We start from the raw sequence: 21,532 nt of genomic DNA, 5'->3' as shown, positions 1-21,532 counted from the left end.
GGGTGAAGGGGCGCGCGTCGGGCCTCGGCCGCCGTCTGTCACCATGGACCCATGGGTCAGTCCGAGAAAGAACCGATTCCGCCACCTGACCCGAGGCTCCCCCCGGGGCAGCGCGGGCAGCGCGGCTGGCCCGCCCTGTACTACGGATCGGTGCCCCGCTTCAACCGGCTGACCTGGGACCTCCAGGTGTTCGGCGCCACCGCCTCCGCCGAGAAGCACACCTGGACCTTCGAGGAATTCGGCGCCCTGCCGCGCGCCACCGTCCACGGGGACCTGCACTGCGTCACCAAGTTCTCCGTCCTCGGCAACGAGTGGACGGGCGTGCCCGCCGCCGCCCTCCTCGAGCTGGCACCCCCGGCGCCGGGCGTCACCCACGTGATGGTCTGGGCCGAGTACGGCTACAGCGCCAACCTGCCGCTGGACGTCTTCGCGGACGGGAGCACCCTGCTCGCCACCCACCGCGACGGCGAGGTGCTCACCGCCGAGCACGGCTTCCCCGTGCGGCTGGTCGTGCCCCGGCTGTACGCCTGGAAGGGCCCCAAGTGGGTCCGCGCGGTGGAGTACATGCGGGCCGACCGCCGCGGCTTCTGGGAGGAGCGCGGCTACCACAACCTCGCCGACCCCTGGCGCGAGCAGCGCTACTCCCACCAGGAGGAGCCAGGCGACGGGCCCTTGCGCTAGAGGGCCGGCGGGCTTACAGGAACGGGAAGTTGACCGTCACGACGGTCTTCTGCGGGCGCCGCTCCCCGGCCGCCGGGGACTGGCCGGAGACCTTCCCGGTGCCGAACAGGTTCACCCCGGAGGTCTGCATCGAGAAGCCGGCCGCCTGGAGCGTCCGCTGGGCGTCCTCCTTGGACATCCCGGTGACGTCGGGGACGGGCACCATGCCCTTGCTGACCACCAGCGAGACCGAGCTGTTCTCCGGCAGCAGTTGCCCGGCCGCCGGGGAGCTGCTGATCACCGTGCCCTCGGCCACCGAGTCGTTGTACGTCTGCGTCACGTTGCCCTTGATCAGCTGCACGCCGGTCAGCGCCGAGACGGCCTGGTCGGTGGTCTTGCCGGTGACGTCCGGCACCGCTATCCGCTTGGGGCCCTTCGAGACCGTGACCGTCACCGTGTCGCTCTTGCGGGTTCGGGCGCCGATCCCCGGGTCCGTGGAGATGACCTGCCCGGCGGGGACGGACTCGCTGAACACCTCGACGAACCTGGCGTGCATGCCCTGCCCGTCCAGGTCGCGCTGCGCCTCGGCGCGGTCCTTGCCCAGCACGGCCGGCACCGACCCGTACAGGCCCTGGTTCAGCCCGTACGTCGCGCCGCCGACCAGCAGCACCAGCGCCGTCAGCGCGCCCGCCCAGATCAGCGGCCTGCGGGGCAGCCGGCGCAGCCGGGGCGGGCGGGTGCGGCGCACCGGGGTGGGCTCGTCGTACGGGCGGGGCTCGGTGAGCAGCTGCTCCATCAGGTCGGCCGGCACGTCCAGGACGCTGGTGCGCTCGGGCGGCGCGGGCCGGAGGTCGGCGGGCGCGGGCCGCTGCCGCAGCACCGAGGTGGCCTCGCCGGTCGGGTAGCGGGGGCTGGGCCGGGTGGAGGCGGGCGGCTCGGCGTCGAGCTCGGCGGGGGTGAGGGTGCGGCGCACGCGCTGGAGGGCGGCGAGCAGTTCGACGGCGTCGTACGGGCGGGCCTCGGCGGCGCGGGCGCAGGCGAAGGCCACTATGGCGTCCAGCGCCGGGGCGACGGCGGGGGCGACCAGCGAGGGGGCGGGGACGTCCTCGTGCAGGTGCTTGTACATGACCTGGACGGGGTTGTCGCCGGTGTGCGGGCGGCGGCCGGTGAGCATCTCGTACAGCAGGATTCCGGCCGCGTAGACGTCCACCCGCTGGTCGGTGGGGGCGTCCGGGAGGATCTGCTCGGGGGCCAGGTAGGAGACGGTGCCGAGGACGGTGCCGCCGGTCGAGGTGGTCACCGAGGTGGGGGCGCCGTCCGCGGTGCCGAGCACCCGGACGAGGCCGAAGTCGGCGACCTTGACCAGGCCCCCGTCGGTGATCAGCACGTTCTCCGGCTTGACGTCCCGGTGGACCAGCCCGGCGCGGTGGGCGGCGCCGAGGGCGGCGAGCACCGGCTCCAGGACGTCCAGGGCGGCGCGCACCGACAGGGCGCCGCGGTCGCGCAGCAGGTCGCGCAGGGTGCGGCCGGGGACGTACTCCATGGCGAGGAAGACGTTCCCGCCGTCCGCGCCCTGGTCGAAGACGTTCACCACGTTGGGGTGGGTGAGCCGGGCGATCGCCTTGGCCTCGCGGATGAAGCGGGCGGTGAAGCCCTCGTCGCCGGCCAGCTGCGGGTGCATCACCTTGAGGGCGACGACCCGGTCGAGCCGGGTGTCGGTGCCCTTGTACACGGTGGACATCCCGCCTGCGGCGATGCGCTGCTCGACCTGGTAACGGCCGTCGAGCAGGGTACCGATCAGGGGGTCGTGCATTCCCGTGTCCACCCGGGGGAGTCTAGTGGCGCGCTCCGATCCCGGACCCGGAGGGCGCCGCCTCCGGGACCGGGTTGTGACATGCGTGACGTGCCCGTGCGAGGTGCCCGGGCGAGGTGCCTAGAACGCGGGCTGCTCCCGGGTGTCGAGGTCCGCGCGGCCGGCCATCGCGGAGGACGCCTCCGCGTGGAAGCGGCGCGGGATGCGGCCGGCCCGGTGGGCCAGGCGTCCGGCCTCGGCGGCGTGCCGCATGGCCTCGGCCATCAGGACCGGGTCCTGCGCGCGGGTCACCGCGGAGGCGAGCATCACCGCCGAGCAGCCCAGCTCCATCGCCAGCGCCACGTCGGAGGCGGTGCCGGCGCCCGCGTCCAGGACGACGGGGACGTTCGCGGCCTCCACGATCAGCTGGAAGTTGTGCGGGTTGCGGATGCCCAGGCCCGAGCCGATCGGCGAGCCCAGCGGCATGATCGCCGCGCAGCCGACGTCCTCCAGCTTGCGGGCCAGCACCGGGTCGTCGTTGGTGTACGGCAGGACGGTGAAGCCGTCGTCGACGAGGGTCTCGGCGGCGTCCAGCAGCTCGATCGGGTCCGGCAGGAGGGTGCGCTCGTCGGCGATCACCTCCAGCTTCACCCAGTTCGTGCCCAGCGCCTCGCGGGCCAGGCGGGCGGTCAGCACCGCCTCGCCGGCGGTGAAGCAGCCGGCCGTGTTGGGCAGGACGCGGATGCCGTTGCGGGTCAGCACGTCCAGGACGGAGCCCTGGGTGGTGGCGTTCACCCGGCGCATCGCGACGGTGGTCAGCTCGGTGCCGGAGGCGAGCAGGGCGCGCTCGAGGACCTCGAGGCTGGGGGCGCCTCCGGTGCCCATGATCAGCCGGGAGGAGAAGGTCGTCCCGGCGATGGTCAGCAGGTCGTCGGCCATCGGTCAGCCTCCCTGGACGGCGGTGAGGATCTCGATCCGGTCACCGCTGCTCAGCGGCGTGCCGGACCACGAACTGCGCGGCACCACAGCCTCGTTGAGCGCGGCGGCGACGCCGGTGTTGGCGGCGCTGACGGTGGCCACCAGCTCGGCGAGGGTGGTGGCGGCGGGCAGCGTGCGGGGCTCGCCGTTGACGGTCAGGGCGATCTCGGTCGGGCGGGTGTCGGTCGGGCGGCTCTGGGTCATGGGGTTCTCGGTCATGCGGCGGCCTTCGTGGCGAAGCGGGTGGGGGTGAACGGCTGTGCCAGGTCCGGGAGTTCGCCGGTGGCCAGGTACTCGCCGAGCAGGTCGGCGGTCACCGGGGTGAGCAGCACGCCGTTGCGGTAGTGGCCGGTCGCGGCGACCAGGCCGGGCAGGGACGTCGGGCCGAGCAGCGGGGCGTTGTCCGGCGAGCCCGGGCGCAGGCCCGCAGCCGTCTCCACGAGCGGGAGTTCGGTGATCCCCGGGACCAACTCGTGGGCGTCGCGCAGGAGTTCGTACACCCCGCCGGCGGTGACGGTGGTGTCGTAGCCCTGCTCCTCGCTGGTCGCGCCGATCACCAGCTCGCCGTCCTCGCGCGGGACGACGTACAGGTGCTGCCCGCGCACCACCGCGCGGACGTTGCGGGAGAGGAACGGCCGGTACGCCTGCGGGACGCGCAGGCGCAGGATCTGGCCCTTCACCGGACGGATCGCGGGCAGCACACCCTCGGGCAGGCCCGGCAGTCGGTGGCTCCGCGGGCCGGCGGCCAGGACCACCTGGTCGGCGGTGACGCTCTCGCCGGTGCTCAGCCGGGCGCCGGTCGCGCGGCCGTCCTCGATGAGCAGCTCGAGGGCCTCGGCCCGGTGGAGCAGGACGTTCGCGCCCTCGCAGGCGGCGTACAGGGCCTTGAGCAGGCGGCGGGGATCGACCTGGTGGTCGTCGGCCGCGTACAGGGCGCCGCGCACGCCGGGGGCGAGCATCGGTTCGAGTTTGCGGGCCTCGCGGCCGGTGAGCCAGGTCGAGTCCAGGCCGAGGCGCTGGTGGAAGGCGTGCAGGTCGCGCAGTTCCTCGCGGTCGTCGGAGTCCAGGGCGACGGCGATCGTGCCGCAGCGGCGGTAGCCGGTGTCCAGGCCCCCGCTCGCCTCGGTGAGTTCGGCGGCGAAGGCCGCGTAGCGCTCGTTCGAGGCCGTGTTCAGGCGCAGCAGCGGCTCCTCGCCGTACTGGACCTCGGTGACCGGGGCGAGCATCCCGGCCGCGACCCCGGCGGCGCCGTGGCCGTGCGAGGGGTCCACCACGATCACGCGCCCTGCTCCGTGCTGCGCCGCGCGCCAGGCGACGGCGAGGCCGATGATGCCTCCGCCGATCACCAGCACCTCGGTGTGGGCATCCTTCAGCAAGCGTGACAAGGCTGCTCTTCTCCCTTCGCCGGTATGACCCGGATCAGGTTCGGACGGTCGCAGGCCGTGCCAGCCCGCCTCTCAGCCCGGTTCGCCGGGCTCCCGTGTGGTGCTCCCACCTTAACTCCGGGCGTCTGCCTGCCCGAAGGCCCGTACGAAGGGTGGGACAAAGCCCTGAGTACAGTGACGGGCGTGGCAGAGCTGAGCGGAAATGAGCGGATCGCGGTCGTCGTCGGCGCCGGGCTGGCCGGGGCGCAGTGCGTCCTGAAGCTGCGGCAGGGCGGCTGGCGGGGGCGGATCGTGCTGGTCGGCGAGGAGCCGCACGCGCCGTACGACCGGCCGCCGCTCTCCAAGGACGTCCTGCTCGGCAAGGCCGACGCCACCACTCTCGACGTCGACTACGACGCCCTCGGCGTCGAGCTGCTCCTCGGCCGCCGCGCCACCGGGCTGGCCCCCGGCACCCTGCACACCGACGCGGGCGACCTGCCGTACGACGCCCTGGTGATCGCCACCGGCGCCGTCCCGCGCGCCCTGCCCGGCGCCGAGCGGGCCCACCTGCTGCACACCCTGGACGACGCGCTGGCGCTGCGGGCCCTGCTGCGCCCCGGCCGCCGGCTGGTGCTGGTCGGCGCGGGCTGGATCGGCGCCGAGGTGGCCACCGCCGCCCGCCAGGCCGGCTGCGAGGTGACCGTGGTCGAGGCCGGACGGGCCCCGCTGCCGGGCGCCCTGCCCGCCGAGATCGGCCGGGCGATGGCCCCCTGGTACGCCGAGGCCGGGATCGACCTGCGCTGCGGCGTCGGCGTGGAGGCCGTCGAGCCGGGCTCGGTCCGGCTGGCGGACGGCTCGCACCTGCCCGCCGACGAGGTGGTCGTCGGCATCGGCGCCCGGCCCGCGACCGGCTGGCTGGCCGGCTCCGGCGTCGAGCTGGACGCGAGCGGCGCGATCGTGGTGGACGGGCGGCTGCGCACCGGCGTGCCCGGCGTCCTCGCGGCTGGGGACTGCGTCAGCTACCCCTCCGCCCGCTCCGGCGCCCGGCTGGCCGTCCAGCACTGGGACCACGCTCTGCACTCCGGCGGCGCGGCGGCCGCCGCCCTCCTCGGCGAGGACGCGGCGCCGTACGACCCGGTGCCGTACTTCTGGTCCGAGCAGTTCGGCCGGATGGTCCAGTACGCCGGCCGGCACGCCGAGGGCGACGAACTGCTGTGGCGGGGGAGCCCGGAGGACGGCTCCTGGTCGGTGCTCTGGCTGCGCGGGGGCGTGCCCAGCGCCCTGCTGGCCGTGGACCGGCCGCGCGACCTCGCCCAGGGGCGCAAGCTCATCGAGCGCGGCGCCGCCCTCGACCCGGCCCTCGCGGCGGACCCGGCGGTGGCGCTCAAGGGGGCCACCGTTTAGCTCCGGACGGCGCGGAGGTGGCAGTCTGGTGGCGTGAGCGAGATCGAAAGCAAGATTGAAACCCTGGTTTCCGAGTGGATGTACCTCCCCGACATCTCGGAGCAGTGGGGGGTGCGCGTCACCGAGGTGCGCGACCTGGTGCGCAGCGGCGGGCTGATCGCCGTCCGGCGGGGCCCGAACAAGTCGCTGCAGGTCCCTGCGGCGTTCATCGACGGCCCGGGGCTGGTCAAGCACCTGTCCGGCACCCTGACCGTGCTGCGCGACTGCGGGTACAGCGACGAGGAGATCCTGGAGTGGCTCTTCACCGAGGACCCGTCGCTGCCCGGTAGCCCGATCCAGGCGCTGCGGGAGAACCGTGGCACCGAGGTCAAGCGCCGTGCCCAGGCGATGCTGATCTGATGGCGGCGGACACGCGGCGCGCCCGTCTGGCGGACGCCCGGCTCTACCTGTGCACCGACGCCCGCCGCGCGCAGGGCGACCTGGTCGACTTCCTGGACGAGGCGCTGGCCGGCGGGGTGGACATCGTCCAGCTCCGCGACAAGGGCCTGGAGGCGAAGCAGGAGCTGGAGGCGCTGGAGGTCTTCGCCGACGCCTGCCACCGCCACGGCAAGCTGCTGGCCGTCAACGACCGCGCCGACGTCGCCCACGCGGCCCGGCCGGACGTGCTGCACCTCGGCCAGGACGACCTGCCGGTGGCCGCCGCCCGGGCGATCCTCGGTGACGACGTGCTGGTCGGGCGCTCCTGCCACGCCGAGTCCGAGGTGGACGCGGCGATCGCCGAGCCGGGCGTGGACTACTTCTGCACCGGCCCCGTCTGGCCGACCCCGACCAAGCCGGGCCGCCCGGCGCCGGGCCTCGGCCTGGTCTCGTACGCGGCGAAGCAGGCCACCGACCGGCCGTGGTTCGCCATCGGCGGGATCGACCTCGGGAACCTGGACGAGGTCCTGGCGGCCGGTGCCCGCCGGATCGTCGTGGTCCGGGCCGTCACCGCGGCCGAGGACCCCCGGGCGGCCGCCGCCGAGCTCGCCCGCCGGGTGCGCGCGGCGGTCTGACCGCAGAGGCTTCCATCGTCCGCCGGTACAGGCAGTACGTACCGGTACGTACTGCCTGTACGTGCCTGTACGTGCCAGTACGTGTCAGTACTTTCGGACGGTGGAAGCCTCCGCCAGCGCCAGCAGCACCTCGCGGGCCTTCTCGTCGGCGAGCGGCGCCGCCGCCAGCGCGGCCAGGGCCTCGCGCATCAGCTCGGAGATCCGTTGCTCCACCAGCTCGGCCGCGCCGCTGCGCTCCACCAGCTCCCGCAGCTCGGCGACCTCGGCGGCGGCCAGGTCGGGGGCACCGAGGCGCTCGTCCAGGTGACGGGCGTCGGCGGCGGGCAGGGCGCGCATGGCGTGGGCGACGAGCAGGGTGCGCTTGCCCTCGCGCAGGTCGTCCCCGGCGGGCTTGCCGGTGACGGCCGGGTCCCCGAAGACGCCGAGCAGGTCGTCGCGCAGCTGGAACGCCTCGCCCAGCGGCAGCCCGAACGCGCCGAGCGCCTCGACCGGTTCGGGCCCGGCCCCGGCGAGCAGCGCGCCGACCTGCAGGGGACGCTCGATGGTGTACTTCGCCGACTTGTAGTGCAGGACTGTCCGCGCGCGCTCCAGCGCGCCCTCGTCGGCCGAGTCCCCGGCCACCGGCTCCAGCACGTCCAGGTACTGGCCGACCATGACCTCGGTGCGCATCAGGTCGAACACCGGCTTGGCAGCGAGGACGGCGGCCGGCTCCAGGCCCGAGCGCATGAACAGCTCGTCGCACCAGATCAGCAGCAGGTCGCCCAGCAGCACCGCCGCCGAGGCGCCGTACTGCTCGCGGTCGCCGCGCCAGCCGCGCTCGCGGTGCAGGGCCTCGAAGCGGCGGTGGACGGAGGGCAGGCCCCGCCGGGTGTCGCTGCGGTCCATCAGGTCGTCGTGGACCAGGGCGCTGGCCTGGAGCAGTTCCAGGGCCGCGGCCGCGTGGGCGATCCCCTCACTGGCGGCGGACCCGCCGGCGGCGCGCCAGCCCCAGTAGCAGAAGGCCGGGCGCAGCCGCTTGCCGCCGTCCAGCAGGAAGTCGCGCAGGGCGTCGGCGGCGGGGGCCAGCTGGAGCGAGATCTTGTCGAGCAGGGCGGACTGGCCGTCCATGAACGCGGCGAGGGCGCCGTTGACGCGTGTGCGGACGTCCTCCACGTCAATGGGGTTGGCCGGCCGGGTGCTGGACGAGGTCACGATGAGGCTCCGCTGTTTCGCTGGGATGCGGCAAGCCTAGCTGGGGTACTGGGAACAGACGTGCGAGCCGGGCCGGGGCGGAGGGCGGTGCACGGGACCTGCGTGAACGGAACGCCGTCCACCGCCCGTCTCATTCCGTGGGACCCGCTTGTGACGTCCCGGTCACCGGCCGATAACCTGCCATCATGGCACTCGGTATCGCTTCCACCAGAACGGACCGCGCACAGACGGTCCGCGACCTCCTGGCGGCCGGAAAGCGGTCATTCTCCTTCGAGTTCATGCCCCCTCGCACCGAGGTCGGTGAGCAGAGACTCTGGGACGCCATCCGCCGTCTCGAGCCGCTCGACCCGAACTTCGTCTGCATGACGTACGGCGCCGGCGGCTCCTCGCGCGAGCGCACCGTCAACATGGTCGGCCGGATCGCCACCGAGACCACGCTCACCCCGGTCGCCCACCTGACCGCCGTGGACCACTCGGTGGCCGAGCTGCGCAACATCATCGGCCACTACGCCGACCAGGGCGTGCGAAACGTCCTCGCCGTCCGGGGAGACCCGCCCGGCGACCCGACGGGCGAGTGGGTCAGGCACCCGCAGGGCGTCACCTACGCGTACGAGCTGGTCGAGCTGATCAAGGGCATCGGCGACTTCTGCGTCGGCGTCGCGGCCTCGCCCAACATGCACCCGCGTTCGACGAACTGGGACGACGACATCCGGCACTTCGTCGCGAAGTTCCGCGCCGGCGCGGACTACGCGATCACCCAGATGTTCTTCGAGGTCGACGACTACCTCCGGCTGCGCGACCGGGTCGCCGCGGCCGGCTGCGAGGCGCCGATCATCCCGGAGATCATGCCGGTGACCAACGCCAAGCAGCTGGAGCGCTTCCCGCAGCTCAGCGGCTCGGCCTTCCCGCCCGCGCTGGAGGCCAGGCTGCGCGCCGCCGTCGACGACCCGGCGGCCCTGCGGGCGGTCGGCATGGAGCACGCCACGGCGATGGCCGAGCGGCTGCTGGCCGAGGGCGCGCCGGGCCTGCACTTCATCACGCTGAACCACTCGACGGCGACGCTGGAGATCTACCAGAACCTGGGGCTGCACCAGCGCTGACCGGGTGTTCACGAGCCCGTCACCGGTTGGACGGTGGCGGGCTCGGCCGTGTGCGCGCGGGTGCGGCCGGGGGTGGGAACGCGATGCGGTGCCCGGGCCGTTGAACCGGTACAGTCGCCGCACACGCGCGGCGAGCGCGGGCACGCGACTGGAGGTAGCGGGCGGATGGGCATCGGATTCCTGCTGCTGTACGTCGCGTTGGCGGTGGTGGCGCTCTGGCTGGTCGCCGAGGTGCTGCTGCAGAACCGGGCCCCGGTGCACTGGCGGGTCCTCGCCCTGGTGGGCTTCCTCGGCGTGGCCGCCGGGATGTCCCTCGACTCGGTCGTGGTGATCGGCGCGGGCGCCGCCCTGTTCGCACTCGGCCAGACCTTCGTCACCCTCTCCGTCAAGCGCGGCTTCCGGGCCGGCTGGTCCCTGCGCAAGCCGGACGGCAGCCTGCCGGGCCCGCTCTCCAAGGTGCCGCTGCTGGGCGCGCTGACCGGCGGCGCGACGGCCGTGGCGGCCGCCGCCGTCGCGGAGGAGCGCGTCGGCGAGGTCAGCTCGGTGGAGGAGCCCGAGACGGCCCTCGAACCGGCCCTCGAACCGGACTTCGGGCCGGACTTCGGGCCGGACTTCGGACAAGCCTCCGAGGACGCCCCCGCGGTGGAGCAGACGGCGGCCTTCGAGCTGCAGGAACTCGCCCAGGACGGCATCTACGCGCCGACGTACTACGAGCAGCAGGGCCAGCAGCAGCCTCAGCCCCAGCAGCAGGACCCGTACGCCGCCGGCTACCAGGGCGGGTACGACCAGCAGCAGTGGCAGCAGCAGCCCGCCTACGCCTCCTACGACCAGCAGCAGTACGGCGGTTACCCGCAGCAGCAGCCCCAGCAGCAGGACCCGTACGCGGCCGCCTACCAGGGTGGGTACGACCAGCAGCAGTGGCAGTCCCAGCCCCAGCAGCAGCCCCAGCAGGAGCCCGGCTGGGACCCGAACGCCCAGCAGCAGCAGTGGGAGCAGCACCCCCAGAGCGGCATCCCGCAGCAGCCGGGCTACGACCAGGCGTACGGCTACCAGCAGCAGAACACCTGGCCCTCACACGGCTGACGGGCCCAGGCCCTCCCGAAAGAGAGGGCCTCAGGCCGGGCCGATCAGCCCTGCGGTGATGCACGCCGACATGCCGACGCGGGCGAGCCCGCCACCCGGATGGGCGCCACCGCCGATCAGGTAGAGGCCGGGGACGGGGGACTCGTTGGCGGCCTTGAGGCGCGCCGTCGGGCCGAACCCGCCCGCCAGCGAGGGCCCGGCGACGGCGCCGTACACCGCGCCGGTCTCCCGCAGGGTGTCCGTGGGGGTGCGCACGACCCGCCACAGCACCCGCTCGCGCAGGCCCAGGCCCGCCGCGTCGACGTGGGCGAGCAGCCGGTCGGCGTAGTGCTCGGCGAAGCCGGGGGCCGTCCAGTCCACCTCGTCCTGGGCCGGGACGGTCGCGGTCAGCACCACGCTCTCGTGGGCGTCGTCCGGGCGCAGGGTCGGGTCGTCCGGGCGCAGCACCTGCACGGTGGGGCGCTCGCAGGGCGGCCGGTTGTGGGTGAGGGCGTTCTCCTCCGCCGCCGGGTCCGCGGCATGGACCACCGTCCGGTGCGCGGTGCCCGCCGGGCGGGGGCCGCGCAGGGCCAGCAGCACGCTGAACCGGCCGGGCACCTCGACCGGCTCCCACTCCTCGGCCGGCACGCCGGGCCACTCGGCCAGGCCGCCCCTGAACAGGGCGTCGGTGTCCATCGCGGAGACCACCAGGTCCGCCTCGATCCGGCCCTCAGCCGTCTCCACGCCCCGGGCCCGGCCCTCCTCGACGACCACCCGGGTCACGGGCGTGTCGAAGCGGAACCCGACCCCGCGCAGCTCGCAGCGCCGGTACACGGCCTCCGCCAGGGCCCGCATCCCGCCCCGGACGTACCAGACGCCGAAGGACTGCTCCATGTACGCCAGCACGGCGGCCCCGGCCGGGGCCTGCCCGGGCACCAGGCCGTACCGCAGCGCCGGCTCGCCCAGCAGGGCGGTCAGACCGGGGTGGCCGCCGAGCTGCCTGCGGGCCACCGTGTCCAGGGTCCACGGGACGGGCCTGCGCAGCCGGGCCAGGCCCGTGCGCGGCGGCAGGGGGTAAGGGTCGGTGTCCAGCCGCTCGCGGTCCGCCGGGCTCAGCACGCCGTGCTCGGCGGGCAGCGGCTCCTCCAGCAGGGGGCGGCGGGTGGCCTCCCAGACGGCGCGGGCGTGGTTCATGACCTCGCTCCACCGGGCGCCGGAGCCCTCGCCGAAGGCGGCGTCCAGGGCCTGGCTGACACCGCCGCGCGAGGCGTTGGGCAGGGTGAGGCCGGTGCCGTCCGGGAACAGGTGCCGGCTCTCCGGCGCGACCGGCGTCAGCTCGACCAGCTGCTCCAGCGGCTCCCTGCCGGTCTTGAGCGCGAGGTCGCGGTAGACGGCGGGCAGCGAGAGCAGGCCGGGGCCGGTGTCGAAGGCGAAGCCGTCGCGCTCGTACCCTCGACGGCTTCTCGTCGGTCACCAATGTCCCCCAGCCTTCGGCCGGGAGGTGCCCCCACCGCAGTGGCTCCCTCCTCGGCACCGCCGATGCACGCACCCCAACGCCGCCCGCTGATCCGACGTGATCCGAAAGACACGCCCTAGAGCTGCCGCTGCGGGTACACCCCGGGGGCGGGCCCCACGGCCCCGGCCGCCTTCGCGGTGCGGCGTTCGCGGCGGCGGGCGCGGAAGGCGCGGATCTTCTTGATCACCAGCCGGACCAGCAGGATCCCGGCCAGCAGGAGCACCGCGGCGATGGAGGCGGCCAGCCACGGGTGGAAGATCGCCAGGGTGATCAGGCCGGCCACCCCGAGGTCCTCCGTGACGCTCACCAGGATGTTGCTGAACGGCTCCGGCGTGGTGTTGACGGCCATCCGCAGCGACGCCTTCACCAGGTGGCTGACCAGTGCCGAGGAGCCGCCGATCGCGCCCGCCGCGACATCGCTGAGCGAGCCCGGGTCGTGGCTCGCGATCAGCACGCCCACGACGGCGCCGGCGATCGGCCGGATCACGGTGTGCACGACGTCCCAGACGCTGTCCACGTACGGGATCTTGTCGGCCACCGCCTCCAGCAGGAACAGCACCCCGGCCACGACCAGCACGTCCGTGCGCTCCAGCGCGGGCGGCACCGATCCGGCGTCGGCGAACCGGCCGAGCAGCCCCATCAGCAGCACCACCGCGTACGCGTTGATGCCGCTGGCCAGTCCGCTGGTGAAGATCAGCGGCAGGATCGTCATGGCACTCCCTCGTCGCCCGGTGCTCCGGCCGTACGCTACCCGGCCCGCGAACCGGGACGCTCACGTTCCGGGGGCCGGTTCCCGGACTGAGTACGGGTACTCAGATCAGGGGTTGAGTACCCGAGCGGATGCCCTCCGACCTGCCGGGACGGGAGAGTGGTGGCACCCGGGAGGACGGCGCGTCGGGCGCCGCCCGCCCGGCCACGGGCGCCGGTCACGGGCCCCGCACCGCCGGCACGGGGCGGCGGAGCGGGCACGGGGGAGAGACCGGCCACCCGAGGGGGGATTCGCTCCGCCGCCGTGGGGGAGGGCGGAGCGAACGGCACACGGCGGCGGCGTGGGACCGGGGTCCGTCTTCGGGCTCACGTCGTCCGCCCGGAGGGCGGGCGGGGCGGCGTTGGGGTGCGTGCATCGCAAGGCGGAGGAGGGAGCCACTGCGGAGCATTGGCGACCGACGACAACGCGGCGAGGTGCGTGCCCCGGCGGCGGCGGCCCGCAGGCGGGAGCCCGAAGACGGACCCCAGGGGCGATGGGTCCGCGCCCGCCGCCGGGATGCCTTCCGGGATGCCTGCGGCGGGCGGATTTGTCAGTGGTCCCGTTCACGATGGAGGGGCACGGATCATCCGGTCCGCGCGCTGCCTCGGAACCGGGGGAGACCATGACCATCAGCCATCCTGAGCCCGTCACCGCCCGCCTCCACTCCGCCGCCCTGCCGTACGACCGGGGCCCGCGCCCCACCGGCGGGGACGTCCATCCCGTGCTGCGCCGGATCGCCGCGCCTCCGGCCGCCCTCGACCTGCTCACCGACGCCCACCGCACCCTCGCCAGGGCCCGCGCCCTGGAGGACCCGCTGGAGCGCTACGCCACCGCCCACCTGGCCGCGCTGCGCACGGTGGCGGCCGTCCTGGCGGTGCGCGGGCGGCCCGAGAAGAGCGAACGCCGGCGCAAGGCGATCCGCCCCGCCTGGGACGTGCTGCCCGAGGTGGCCCCGGAGCTGTCCGAATGGGCGCTCTACTACGGCGCCGGCGCCCGCCGCCGGGCCGCCGCCGAGGCCGGGATCAGGGGAGCCGCCTCCGCCCGCGAGGCCGACGACCTGATCCGCAACTCCGCCCTGTTCCTGCGCCTGGTCGAGCGCCTCCTCGGCCTGCGCGCGACCCCGCCTGCGCCCCGCCTGCCCCTGGACGACGGGGAGGCGCCCGGCACGCCTTAAGGTGGGGAGCAATCCTGATCGAACTCCCCTGTCAAGGAGCCCGACCGTGTACCCGACGCGTCCCCGCAGTGCCCTGCGTACCGCCGTGGTGTGGGAGGTGGTGCGGGCGGCCCTGGAGAAGCGGGCGGCCGAGCTGGACCAGCCGGTGCTCGACGTGGTCGACACCGGCGGCGGCACCGGCAACTTCGCCGTGCCCGTGGCCAGGCTCGGCCACCGCGTCACCGTGGTCGACCCGAGCCCGGACGCGCTGTTCGCGCTGGAGCGCCGGGCCGCCGAGGCCGGGGTGACGGACCTCGTCCACGCCGTCCAGGGCGACACCCAGACGCTGCCCGAGCTGGTCGCTCCCGGCACCGTGGACGCGGTGCTCTGCCACGGCGTGCTGGAGGTCGTGGACGACCCGGCCGAGGCGCTCGGCAGCCTGGCCGCCGCCCTGCGCCGGGGCGGCTTCGTCAGCCTGCTGGCCGCCAACCGCAACGGTGCCGTCCTGGCCCGCGCCCTCGGCGGCCACTTCAACGAGGCCCGCGCGGCCCTCACCGCCCCGGACGGCCGCTGGGGCGAGCAGGGTCCGATGCCGCGCCTGTTCACCGGCGAGGAGCTCGGCCGTCTGGCCGAGGGCGCGGGCCTGCGGGTGCAGTCGGTGCACGGCGTACGGGTCTTCGCCGACCTGGTGCCCGGTGTGCTGGTGGACACCGAGCCGGGCGCGCTGGAGGCCCTGCTGAAGCTGGAGGAGGCGGCCGCCGCCCAGCCGGCCTTCCATTCCGTCGCCACCCAGCTGCACCTGCTCGCCACCCTCGCCTGAGTCCGGGGCCGGCCTCGAGCCGGTCCGGAGCCGGCGCGGAGCGCGCCCACTGCCGCCGTACGGTCCCGGACCGTACGGCGGCGGCCCGTTTCCGCCGCCTCGCGCAGGCGCCCGTGCCGTTCTCCCGCCGTTCGTCCGCCGTCCGCTCGCGAAGCTCCCCAGCTCCGGACGGATCCCACCCGTTCGGGCACTTGTCCGACCATCGGGGCGTTGAGTCCGGTGCGGCCCCGCCCGGCCGAAGTGGCCTGGCCCACGCGACGCGGACCACTCCGTTACCGGGCCCCGGACCGTATGATCTGGGTAAAGCCGGAAAGCATGACAGCCGGACGCGTGGGGCATATGGACGACACGGACCAGGACCCCCGCACAGGCGTCCGACCGTGGTGCCCCATGGCTGATTGGACTTTGCCTCCCCGACCGGGGAGGCGGACCGGTCGCACCCGCGACCGACGAGTAGGAGGACTCCGTGCCGCTCTCGGAGCACGAGCAGCGACTGCTCGACCAGATGGAGCGAGCGCTGTATGCCGAAGATCCCAAATTCGCGTCGGCGCTCGAGGGAACCGGGCTGCGCACGTTCACCCGTCGGCGGGTCTATCTGGCCGTCGCCGGCTTCGTGGTGGGCGTCGCCCTGTTGATGGGCGGCATGGTCGTCCCGGACCAGATCTGGGTCAGCGTCGTGGGCTTCCTGGTGATGCTCGGCTGCGCGGTGTTCGCCGTGACGGGCTGGCGCCGCGGCCCGGCCGGTCAGGGCTCCGGCCCCCGTCCGGCCCCCGCCCCGCGCCGCAAGGCCGGGATGATGGACCGGGTGGAGCAGCGCTGGCAGCGCCGCCGGGACGAGCAGACCGGCGGGTTCTGAGCCTCACCGCATCACGATCCCACCGCATCACGGTCCCACCGCATCACGTCGAAACGCCGGGGCGGGCAGTCGATCCGACTGCCCGCCCCGGCGTTTCCGTGTCCGCTCAGCCCTGCGGGCCCTTGGGCCTTCGGGCGAACATCCGCCGCAGCGGGGTCATGACCGCCGCCGAGGCCCGGCCGACGCGCTCGCCGACCGCCGCCCGGGCCACACCCAGGGCGTCGGAGAACCGCCACCACAGCTGCACCGAGGACGGCGGCATCAGCAGCGCCCGCAGGCGCCGCCGCCGGTCGGCCTGGGCCAGCAGGCCCTGCCGTACGGTGCGCACGTCGGCCGCGACGGGGGCGGTGGTGAGCCGGCCGGAGGGCGCGTACATCACGCGCTCGGTGGCCAGCGCCAGCCGGCCGGTGGCCGCCGACGCCTCCGCGTCCAGCTTGGAGCCGACGCTGATGCGCTGGGCGGTGGAGCGCGGGGTGCGGGACTCGTCCGGGGCGAGGCCGAGGTCCCAGGCGGAGTCGATCAGCTCCTCCCAGGCGGCCAGCACCTGGGCGTCCGTCAGCTCCACCGGTCCGCCGCCGCCCGGTCCGCCCGGGCCGCGCTTCCCGCCTCCGCCGCCGAGGCGGCGACGGCGCAGCGCGGTGCGCCAGAACATCGGGGCGAGCAGCAGCAGGACGACCAGCACCCCCGCGCCGACGATGGTCAGCAGCTGCCAGGACGGCAGCCAGGACCCGTCCGAGGCGTTGTTCGCCGTCTTGCTCTGCGGACCGCAGTCGCCGAGCTGCTGCTTCCCGGTGCAGGCGCTGCTCTTGGACGGCGCCGGGGCGGCCGAGACGCTGGGCGCGGCCGAGGTCGGCTGCGCGGTCGGTGTGGCCGTCGGGGTGGGGGTCGTCTCGGTGTACTTCGCCGGGGTGCCCCGGTTCGGGGTCGGCTCGAAGCGCAGCCAGCCGTAGCCGGAGAAGTACAGCTCGGGCCAGGCGTGGTACATCCGGCCGGTGACGGTGTAGACGTTGCTGCCCTTGGTGTCGCCGGGGGTGAAGCCGACGGCCACGCGGGCCGGGATGTTCAGCGTGCGGGCCATCGCCGCCATGGCGGAGGCGTAGTGCACGCAGAAGCCGCGGCGGTCGCGCAGGAAGACGGCGATGGCGTCGTTGCCGGTGCCGGGGGTGATGGAGGTGTCGTACTTGAACTGCGGGCCGGTGAAGTAGTTCACCAGGGCCGTCGCCCGGTCGAAGTCGTTCTGCGCCCCGGCGGTGATCGCCTTGGCCTGCTCGGCGACCACGGCGGGCATCTCGGAGGGCACCGCGGTGTAGCGGTCGCGGATGTCCTGCGGGGCGAGGGCGGCGCCGCGCAGCTCGTTGGCGGTGGGGCGCAGGTCCAGCGAGCTGACGTGGTAGCTGAGGCCGCGGATCGCCTTGTCGCTCGTGGGGACCACGGTGCGGGTCAGCTGGTCGAGCTTCCACTCGCCCCGGTTGGGGACGCTGACGGAGGCGGCCGGGTACGGCATCGGCAGCCAGCTGGCCCCGCCGAGGCGGTCGCCGATCCGGACGTCGGTCTCCAGCCGGGGGACGGCGGCGTCGCGCAGGCCCTCGGGGTTGGGCAGGGTGGCCGGCAGCCCGGAGAAGGTGGTGCTGCTGAGCTTCCAGCGGGCGCCGTCGAACTGGTCGAGCGAGCCGGTGCGCAGGTAGGTCTGGTCGGCCTGGGTGCTGTCCATCGTGTAGGTGAACAGTTCGTCGTCGGTGGGTTTGACGATCGCGGATTCCAGGCTGACCATCGGGTCGAGGTTGCCGCTCGAGATTCCGCCGACTCCGGTGCCGCTGCCGTCGGCCGACTCGTGGGAGCCGCCGCCGATCAGCCCGGACCCGCTCTGCGGGACGAGGACGGACAGCACCACGGCCGAGGCCAGGGCCAGCACGCCGACCATCTGGCCGGCGGGCCGGACGGTCCCGGTGCTGACGGTGCCCGCCGCGCCGCGGAAGATGCGGCCCCAGCGGGTGGCGCGGTCCTGCCCCTCGGCGAACAGCAGCAGCAGGTACCCGGCGGCGGCGAACGCGAACCAGATCCAGCTGCCGCGCTCCGCGGCGAGGCCGTTGCCGACGGAGAACAGCGCCAGCAGCGGCAGCCCGGCCAGGGCCGCGCGCCGGTAGGTGACGGCGACGGTGTCCACGATGACGGCGATCAGGCCGACGGCGGAGAGCAGGATCAGCCGCAGGCCCGGGGTGGCCGGGGCCGGCATGGCGTAGCTCTGGATGTCGGAGACGCCGTCCGCGAAGACCCGCGTCAGGGTGCGCATCATGTCCAGCCCGAGGCCGCCGGAGCTCGCGAAGCCGATCAGCATCATCAGCAGCAGCACGAGCAGCTGGGCGATCGGGATGCTCCAGCCGAACAGCGGGGAGCGGCGCAGGCCCGCGCCGACCGCCGAGATCACGGCGATCACCACGAACGAGTAGGTGAGCCAGCCGTGCTCGCTCACCAGGGGCAGCAGGCAGAGCGAGGCGAGGGCGGTGGCCAGCGCCGAGTAGACGGTCAGTTTGGCCCGAGTGGTCACGCGCCGGCTCCTTCCCGGTGGCGGGCGGTGGTCTTGGTGCCGTCGACGGCCTGCCAGAGGTCCGGCAGGGAGTCACCGGCGCGCACGGGGATGACGGTCCAGCCGGCTTCGCGCAGCTGCCGTTCCCTGGCGCGGAACTCGTCGCCGCCGGTCTGCGGGGCGAGCAGGCGCAGGCCCGTCCAGGTGCCGGTGTCCAGCAGGAAGGCGATGGCCCCGCCGGTGCGGCTGCGCAGCCGGCCCAGGCGGGTGGCCTGGGTCTCGTCCAGCTCGCCGAGGACGGCGACCAGCAGGCCCTCGCCGCCGATGCGCAGCGGCTCCTCGGCGCGGGAGAGTCCGCCGCCGTCCGACAGGTCGGTGACGGCGAGGGCGTCCAGGATCAGCCCGGAGGTGTCGGCGGCGCTGTGGTTGCCGCTGCCGGGCCCGGGCACCCACTCGCCGGTGTCGGTGAGCAGGTGGGTCTGGTAGCCGCGCTCCAGCAGGTGCGCGGAGACGGAGGCGGCGCAGCTGACGGCCCACTCGAAGGAGGAGGCGGGGCCGCTGCCGCGGTGGCCGAACTCGCGGGTGTCCAGCAGGACGGTGGCCCGGGCCTTCTGCGGCTGCTCCTCGCGGCGCACCATCAGTTCGCCGTAGCGGGCGGTGGACTTCCAGTGCACCCGGCGCAGGTCGTCGCCCGGCCGGTACTCGCGCAGGATGACGTCGTCGTCGCCGGCCAGCGCGAGGGAGTGGCTGGCGCTCTCGCCCTGGCCGCCCCAGGCGCCGAGGAGCCGTACGTACGGCAGGGCCTGGACCTGGGGGACCACGGTGAGGGTGTCGGAGGCGGTGAAGGCGCGGCCGACCTCGCACATGCCGAAGGGGTCGGACAGGCGCAGCTGCAGCGGCCCGAGCGGGTAGCGCCCGCGCAGGTCGGAGCGGACGCGGTAGGACACCTCGCGGAAGCCGCGCGGCTCGACGCGGTCCAGGACGAAGCGCGGGCGCGGCCCGAGCACGTACGGCACCTGGTCCTCGAGCAGCAGCACCCCGGTGGGCACCCGGGAGACGTTGTCGACCCGCAGGTGGACCCTCGCCTCCTGACCGGCGACCGCCCGGTGCGGGTTGAGCCGGCGTCCGCTGGCCACCCGGTAGCGGGTGTTGGCGACGATCACCACGGCGATGACCGGCAGCGTGGCCAGCAGGAAGCCGACCTTCAGCAGCGCGTCCTGGCCCAGCACGTAGGCGCAGGCGATCGAGGTGATCCCGGCGGCGAGGAAGGAGCGGCCCCGGGTGGTGAGGCCGCGCATCGCGTCCCGCAGGCCCGACGTCTGGTCGGAGGGGGGTGGGGTCACCTCAGCCCCTCCGGACGGCCGGGCCGCCCTGCGGGCGCGGCAGGGGCAGCCTGGCGACGATCTCGGCCACGATCTGCTCGGTGGTGCGGCGGTTGAGCTGGGTCTCGGCGGTCGGCATCAGGCGGTGCGCGAGGACGGGCACGGCCAGGCGCTGGATGTCGTCCGGGATGACGTAGTCGCGCCCGTCGAGCGCGGCGGCGGCGCGGGCGGCCCGCACGAGGTGCAGGGTGGCGCGCGGCGAGGCGCCCAGGCGCAGCTCGTGGCTGTTGCGGGTGGCGCCGACCAGGTCGACGGCGTAGCGGCGGACCGGGTCGGCGATGTGGACGGCGCGCACCAGGTCGATCAGCTTGAGGATGTCGGCGGCGTGCGCGACGGGCTGGAGGTCCTCCAGCGGGTCGGCGCCGCCGTGCACGTCCAGCATCGCGAACTCGGCCTCGGGGCTGGGGTAGCCGATCGAGATCCGGGCCATGAAGCGGTCGCGCTGGGCCTCGGGGAGGGGGTAGGTGCCCTCCATCTCGACCGGGTTCTGGGTGGCGACCACCATGAACGGCGAGGGCAGCTCGTAGCTGGTGCCGTCGATGGTGACCTGGCGCTCGGCCATGGACTCCAGCAGCGCGGACTGGGTCTTGGGCGAGGCGCGGTTGATCTCGTCGCCGATGACGATCTGGGCGAAGATCGCGCCGGGGCGGAACTCGAAGTCGCGCTGGTGCTGGTCGTAGATGTTGGTGCCGGTGACGTCCGAGGGCAGGAGGTCCGGCGTGAACTGGATGCGGCGCACCGTGCAGTCGACGGACTTGGCCAGCGCCTTGGCCAGCATGGTCTTGCCGACGCCGGGCACGTCCTCCAGCAGGAGGTGGCCCTCGGCGAGCATGACCGTCAGCGCGATGCGGATGGCCTCCGGCTTGCCCTCGATGACGCTCTCGACGTTGGTGCGGACCCGGTCCACGACCGCGGCGAGTTCGGGCAGCCCGACCCGGTGGTACCCGTCCGTCCCCTGGCCCCCCGCAGGACCGCCGATACCGGCCTGATCGTTGTAGCTCGTCACCCGTTTACGCTCCCTGGCACCCTGTGCCCGCCTCACCCCGAGGCCGGACCCCACCCCTGCTGGACGCGGCCGTTCCCGGGAGCGGTTCCGTGAGGGGGACCGGCGCCGGTGGCGGCCTGCGGCCGGGCCGCCCCAGGTGGTTCGGGGTCCGACCGGCAGGCGCATTCTCCCCCGGGCGGCGGCTGAAAGTCACCCTGACGGCGAGGGTGCCCGGGATGCCCGGGTTGCCTGGTTCGGATACGGGTCAGTCGATCTCGCGCAGCAGGCCCGTGTGGACGTCGAAGACGAAGCCCCGGACGTCGTCCGTGTGCGGCAGGAACGGGGAGGTGCGCACCCGCTGCATGGACTGGCGCACGTCGCCGTCCAGGTCGACGAAGGACTCCACCGCCCACTGCGGGCGCTGGCCCACCTCCAGCTCCAGCTCGCGGCGGAAGTCCTCGGTGAGCCCGAGCAGGCCGCAGCCGGTGTGGTGGATCAGCGCGATGGAGCGGGTGCCCAGGGCGCGCTGGCTGATGGTCAGGGAGCGGATGGTGTCGTCGGTGACGACCCCGCCCGCGTTGCGGATGACGTGGGCGTCGCCCAGTTCGAGGCCGAGCGCCGCGAACAGGTCGAGGCGGGCGTCCATGCAGGCGACGACGGCGATCCTCTGGACCGGTCGGGCGTCCATGCCGCCGTCCCGGAAGGTCACCGCGTACTCCCGGTTGGAGGAGACGAAGCGGTCGATGATCGTGGGTCTGTCGGTGGTGGCAGCGGCGTGCGGCCCGGGCCGGTCGGGTGTCACTGTCATGACGGCGACGTTAGTGCGATTCGGTCGAGCGCGGTGGGGTGAACAGCTACAGAACCGGCGGCTGTGATCGAGCACATAGCCACAACGGGAGGGTTTGTCCCGGCTGGTCCCGGACCGGTCCCCGACGTCCGTGCGGC

At 74.3% G+C, this 21,532-nt stretch carries 20 protein-coding genes and 1 riboswitch; of the genes, 9 read left to right on the top strand and 11 right to left on the bottom strand.

Annotated features, from left to right (window positions below; all coding sequences use genetic code 11):
- The first annotated feature begins 51 nt into the window (after positions 1-51).
- Positions 52-681: a molybdopterin-dependent oxidoreductase gene (locus IH61_RS0120595; RefSeq protein WP_031071878.1), complete on the top strand. Its 630-nt coding sequence runs from the start codon at positions 52-54 to the stop codon at positions 679-681.
- Positions 682-694: 13 nt separating this feature from the next.
- On the opposite strand, the gene pknB is transcribed toward IH61_RS0120595, so the two are convergent.
- The 4 genes from pknB to thiO all read right to left on the bottom strand — a co-directional run bounded on the left by pknB (position 695) and on the right by thiO (position 4,815).
- The gene (gene pknB, locus IH61_RS0120590) at positions 695-2,485 is read right to left on the bottom strand and encodes a Stk1 family PASTA domain-containing Ser/Thr kinase (RefSeq protein ID WP_158845122.1); all 1,791 of its coding nucleotides are present in this window, start codon (positions 2,483-2,485) and stop codon (positions 695-697) included.
- A gap of 108 nt (positions 2,486-2,593) precedes the next feature.
- Complete coding sequence (locus IH61_RS0120585; RefSeq protein WP_031071875.1) at positions 2,594-3,391, bottom strand: thiazole synthase; 798 nt, start codon at positions 3,389-3,391, stop codon at positions 2,594-2,596.
- A 3-nt stretch (positions 3,392-3,394) separates the two neighbouring features.
- Positions 3,395-3,634 (bottom strand): sulfur carrier protein ThiS, encoded by a 240-nt coding sequence (gene thiS / locus IH61_RS0120580; protein ID WP_051837575.1) that lies wholly within the window; start codon positions 3,632-3,634, stop codon positions 3,395-3,397.
- Between the two features lie 11 nt (positions 3,635-3,645).
- Complete coding sequence (gene thiO / locus IH61_RS0120575) at positions 3,646-4,815, bottom strand: glycine oxidase ThiO (protein WP_031071869.1); 1,170 nt, start codon at positions 4,813-4,815, stop codon at positions 3,646-3,648.
- Positions 4,810-4,922: riboswitch (TPP riboswitch) on the bottom strand. (Overlaps the previous gene by 6 nt.)
- Before the next feature lie 76 nt (positions 4,923-4,998).
- On the opposite strand from thiO, the gene IH61_RS0120570 reads away from it, so the two are divergent.
- The 3 genes from IH61_RS0120570 to thiE are packed head-to-tail and all read left to right on the top strand — an operon-like array spanning position 4,999 to position 7,250.
- Positions 4,999-6,198: an FAD-dependent oxidoreductase gene (locus IH61_RS0120570; protein ID WP_031071867.1), complete on the top strand. Its 1,200-nt coding sequence runs from the start codon at positions 4,999-5,001 to the stop codon at positions 6,196-6,198.
- Between the two features lie 33 nt (positions 6,199-6,231).
- On the top strand, positions 6,232-6,597 hold the full coding sequence (locus tag IH61_RS0120565; RefSeq protein ID WP_031071865.1) for an Rv2175c family DNA-binding protein: 366 nt from the start codon (positions 6,232-6,234) through the stop codon (positions 6,595-6,597).
- Positions 6,597-7,250 carry a thiamine phosphate synthase gene (thiE, locus tag IH61_RS0120560; protein WP_031071863.1) on the top strand — a complete coding sequence of 218 codons (654 nt, stop codon included), beginning with the start codon at positions 6,597-6,599 and terminating at the stop codon, positions 7,248-7,250. The genes IH61_RS0120565 and thiE overlap by 1 nt, the downstream gene beginning before the upstream one ends.
- A gap of 84 nt (positions 7,251-7,334) precedes the next feature.
- On the opposite strand, the gene IH61_RS0120555 is transcribed toward thiE, so the two are convergent.
- Complete coding sequence (locus IH61_RS0120555; RefSeq protein WP_031071861.1) at positions 7,335-8,441, bottom strand: polyprenyl synthetase family protein; 1,107 nt, start codon at positions 8,439-8,441, stop codon at positions 7,335-7,337.
- 185 nt (positions 8,442-8,626) lie between these two features.
- Between IH61_RS0120555 and metF the strand changes: the two genes are divergently transcribed.
- Both metF and IH61_RS0120545 read left to right on the top strand, forming a co-directional pair.
- Complete coding sequence (metF, locus tag IH61_RS0120550) at positions 8,627-9,541, top strand: methylenetetrahydrofolate reductase [NAD(P)H] (RefSeq protein WP_031071859.1); 915 nt, start codon at positions 8,627-8,629, stop codon at positions 9,539-9,541.
- Between the two features lie 165 nt (positions 9,542-9,706).
- On the top strand, positions 9,707-10,624 hold the full coding sequence (locus IH61_RS0120545; protein ID WP_031071857.1) for a hypothetical protein: 918 nt from the start codon (positions 9,707-9,709) through the stop codon (positions 10,622-10,624).
- Between the two features lie 30 nt (positions 10,625-10,654).
- Here IH61_RS0120545 and IH61_RS0120540 read toward each other — a convergent pair whose 3' ends face one another.
- Together IH61_RS0120540 and IH61_RS0120535 are read right to left on the bottom strand one after the other, a co-directional pair.
- Positions 10,655-11,797, bottom strand: coding sequence for a phytoene desaturase family protein (locus tag IH61_RS0120540; RefSeq protein ID WP_051837551.1), 1,143 nt, complete (start codon positions 11,795-11,797; stop codon positions 10,655-10,657).
- Positions 11,798-12,195: 398 nt separating this feature from the next.
- Positions 12,196-12,831, bottom strand: a complete 636-nt coding sequence (locus IH61_RS0120535) for a DUF4126 domain-containing protein (protein ID WP_031071854.1) — start codon at positions 12,829-12,831, stop codon at positions 12,196-12,198.
- Between the two features lie 658 nt (positions 12,832-13,489).
- On the opposite strand from IH61_RS0120535, the gene IH61_RS0120530 reads away from it, so the two are divergent.
- From IH61_RS0120530 to IH61_RS0120520, 3 genes are all read left to right on the top strand, one after another.
- Positions 13,490-14,041: an SAV_6107 family HEPN domain-containing protein gene (locus IH61_RS0120530; protein WP_063763236.1), complete on the top strand. Its 552-nt coding sequence runs from the start codon at positions 13,490-13,492 to the stop codon at positions 14,039-14,041.
- 46 nt (positions 14,042-14,087) lie between these two features.
- Positions 14,088-14,840: a methyltransferase domain-containing protein gene (locus tag IH61_RS0120525; protein WP_037973148.1), complete on the top strand. Its 753-nt coding sequence runs from the start codon at positions 14,088-14,090 to the stop codon at positions 14,838-14,840.
- A gap of 466 nt (positions 14,841-15,306) precedes the next feature.
- A complete protein-coding gene (locus tag IH61_RS0120520; RefSeq protein ID WP_031071848.1) occupies positions 15,307-15,696 on the top strand; it encodes a DUF3040 domain-containing protein in 390 nt (129 codons plus the stop codon).
- A gap of 106 nt (positions 15,697-15,802) precedes the next feature.
- Here the strand turns inward: IH61_RS0120520 and IH61_RS0120515 are convergent, their stop codons facing one another.
- The 4 genes from IH61_RS0120515 to IH61_RS0120500 all read right to left on the bottom strand — a co-directional run bounded on the left by IH61_RS0120515 (position 15,803) and on the right by IH61_RS0120500 (position 21,395).
- Positions 15,803-18,241, bottom strand: coding sequence for a transglutaminaseTgpA domain-containing protein (locus IH61_RS0120515; RefSeq protein ID WP_051837549.1), 2,439 nt, complete (start codon positions 18,239-18,241; stop codon positions 15,803-15,805).
- A complete protein-coding gene (locus IH61_RS0120510) occupies positions 18,238-19,518 on the bottom strand; it encodes a DUF58 domain-containing protein (RefSeq protein ID WP_078911277.1) in 1,281 nt (426 codons plus the stop codon). The genes IH61_RS0120515 and IH61_RS0120510 overlap by 4 nt, the downstream gene beginning before the upstream one ends.
- A 46-nt stretch (positions 19,519-19,564) precedes the next feature.
- Positions 19,565-20,608 carry an AAA family ATPase gene (locus IH61_RS0120505; RefSeq protein ID WP_031071842.1) on the bottom strand — a complete coding sequence of 348 codons (1,044 nt, stop codon included), beginning with the start codon at positions 20,606-20,608 and terminating at the stop codon, positions 19,565-19,567.
- Positions 20,609-20,852: 244 nt separating this feature from the next.
- Entirely contained in the window at positions 20,853-21,395 is a 543-nt protein-coding gene (locus tag IH61_RS0120500) for a beta-class carbonic anhydrase (protein WP_031071840.1), read from the bottom strand.
- Positions 21,396-21,532 lie beyond the last annotated feature (137 nt).

This window comes from Streptomyces sp. NRRL WC-3742, from assembly GCF_000720635.1.
In the GTDB taxonomy this organism is placed as follows: domain Bacteria; phylum Actinomycetota; class Actinomycetes; order Streptomycetales; family Streptomycetaceae; genus Kitasatospora.
The sequence above is the reverse complement of the archived record's forward strand: the minus strand, read 5'-3'. Positions and strand labels throughout refer to the sequence as shown.

What these genes read in the sequence shown, in the direction of transcription:
- IH61_RS0120595 (WP_031071878.1), top strand. Translation starts at nt 52, where the DNA reads ATGGGTCAGTCCGAGAAAGAACCGATTCCGCCACCTGACCCGAGGCTC.
- IH61_RS0120585 (WP_031071875.1), bottom strand. Translation starts at nt 3,391, where the DNA reads ATGGCCGACGACCTGCTGACCATCGCCGGGACGACCTTCTCCTCCCGG.
- thiS (WP_051837575.1), bottom strand. Translation starts at nt 3,634, where the DNA reads ATGACCCAGAGCCGCCCGACCGACACCCGCCCGACCGAGATCGCCCTG.
- thiE (WP_031071863.1), top strand. Translation starts at nt 6,597, where the DNA reads ATGGCGGCGGACACGCGGCGCGCCCGTCTGGCGGACGCCCGGCTCTAC.
- metF (WP_031071859.1), top strand. Translation starts at nt 8,627, where the DNA reads ATGGCACTCGGTATCGCTTCCACCAGAACGGACCGCGCACAGACGGTC.
- IH61_RS0120545 (WP_031071857.1), top strand. Translation starts at nt 9,707, where the DNA reads ATGGGCATCGGATTCCTGCTGCTGTACGTCGCGTTGGCGGTGGTGGCG.
- IH61_RS0120540 (WP_051837551.1), bottom strand. Translation starts at nt 11,797, where the DNA reads ATGAACCACGCCCGCGCCGTCTGGGAGGCCACCCGCCGCCCCCTGCTG.
- IH61_RS0120535 (WP_031071854.1), bottom strand. Translation starts at nt 12,831, where the DNA reads ATGACGATCCTGCCGCTGATCTTCACCAGCGGACTGGCCAGCGGCATC.
- IH61_RS0120530 (WP_063763236.1), top strand. Translation starts at nt 13,490, where the DNA reads ATGACCATCAGCCATCCTGAGCCCGTCACCGCCCGCCTCCACTCCGCC.
- IH61_RS0120510 (WP_078911277.1), bottom strand. Translation starts at nt 19,518, where the DNA reads ATGCGCGGCCTCACCACCCGGGGCCGCTCCTTCCTCGCCGCCGGGATC.
- IH61_RS0120500 (WP_031071840.1), bottom strand. Translation starts at nt 21,395, where the DNA reads ATGACAGTGACACCCGACCGGCCCGGGCCGCACGCCGCTGCCACCACC.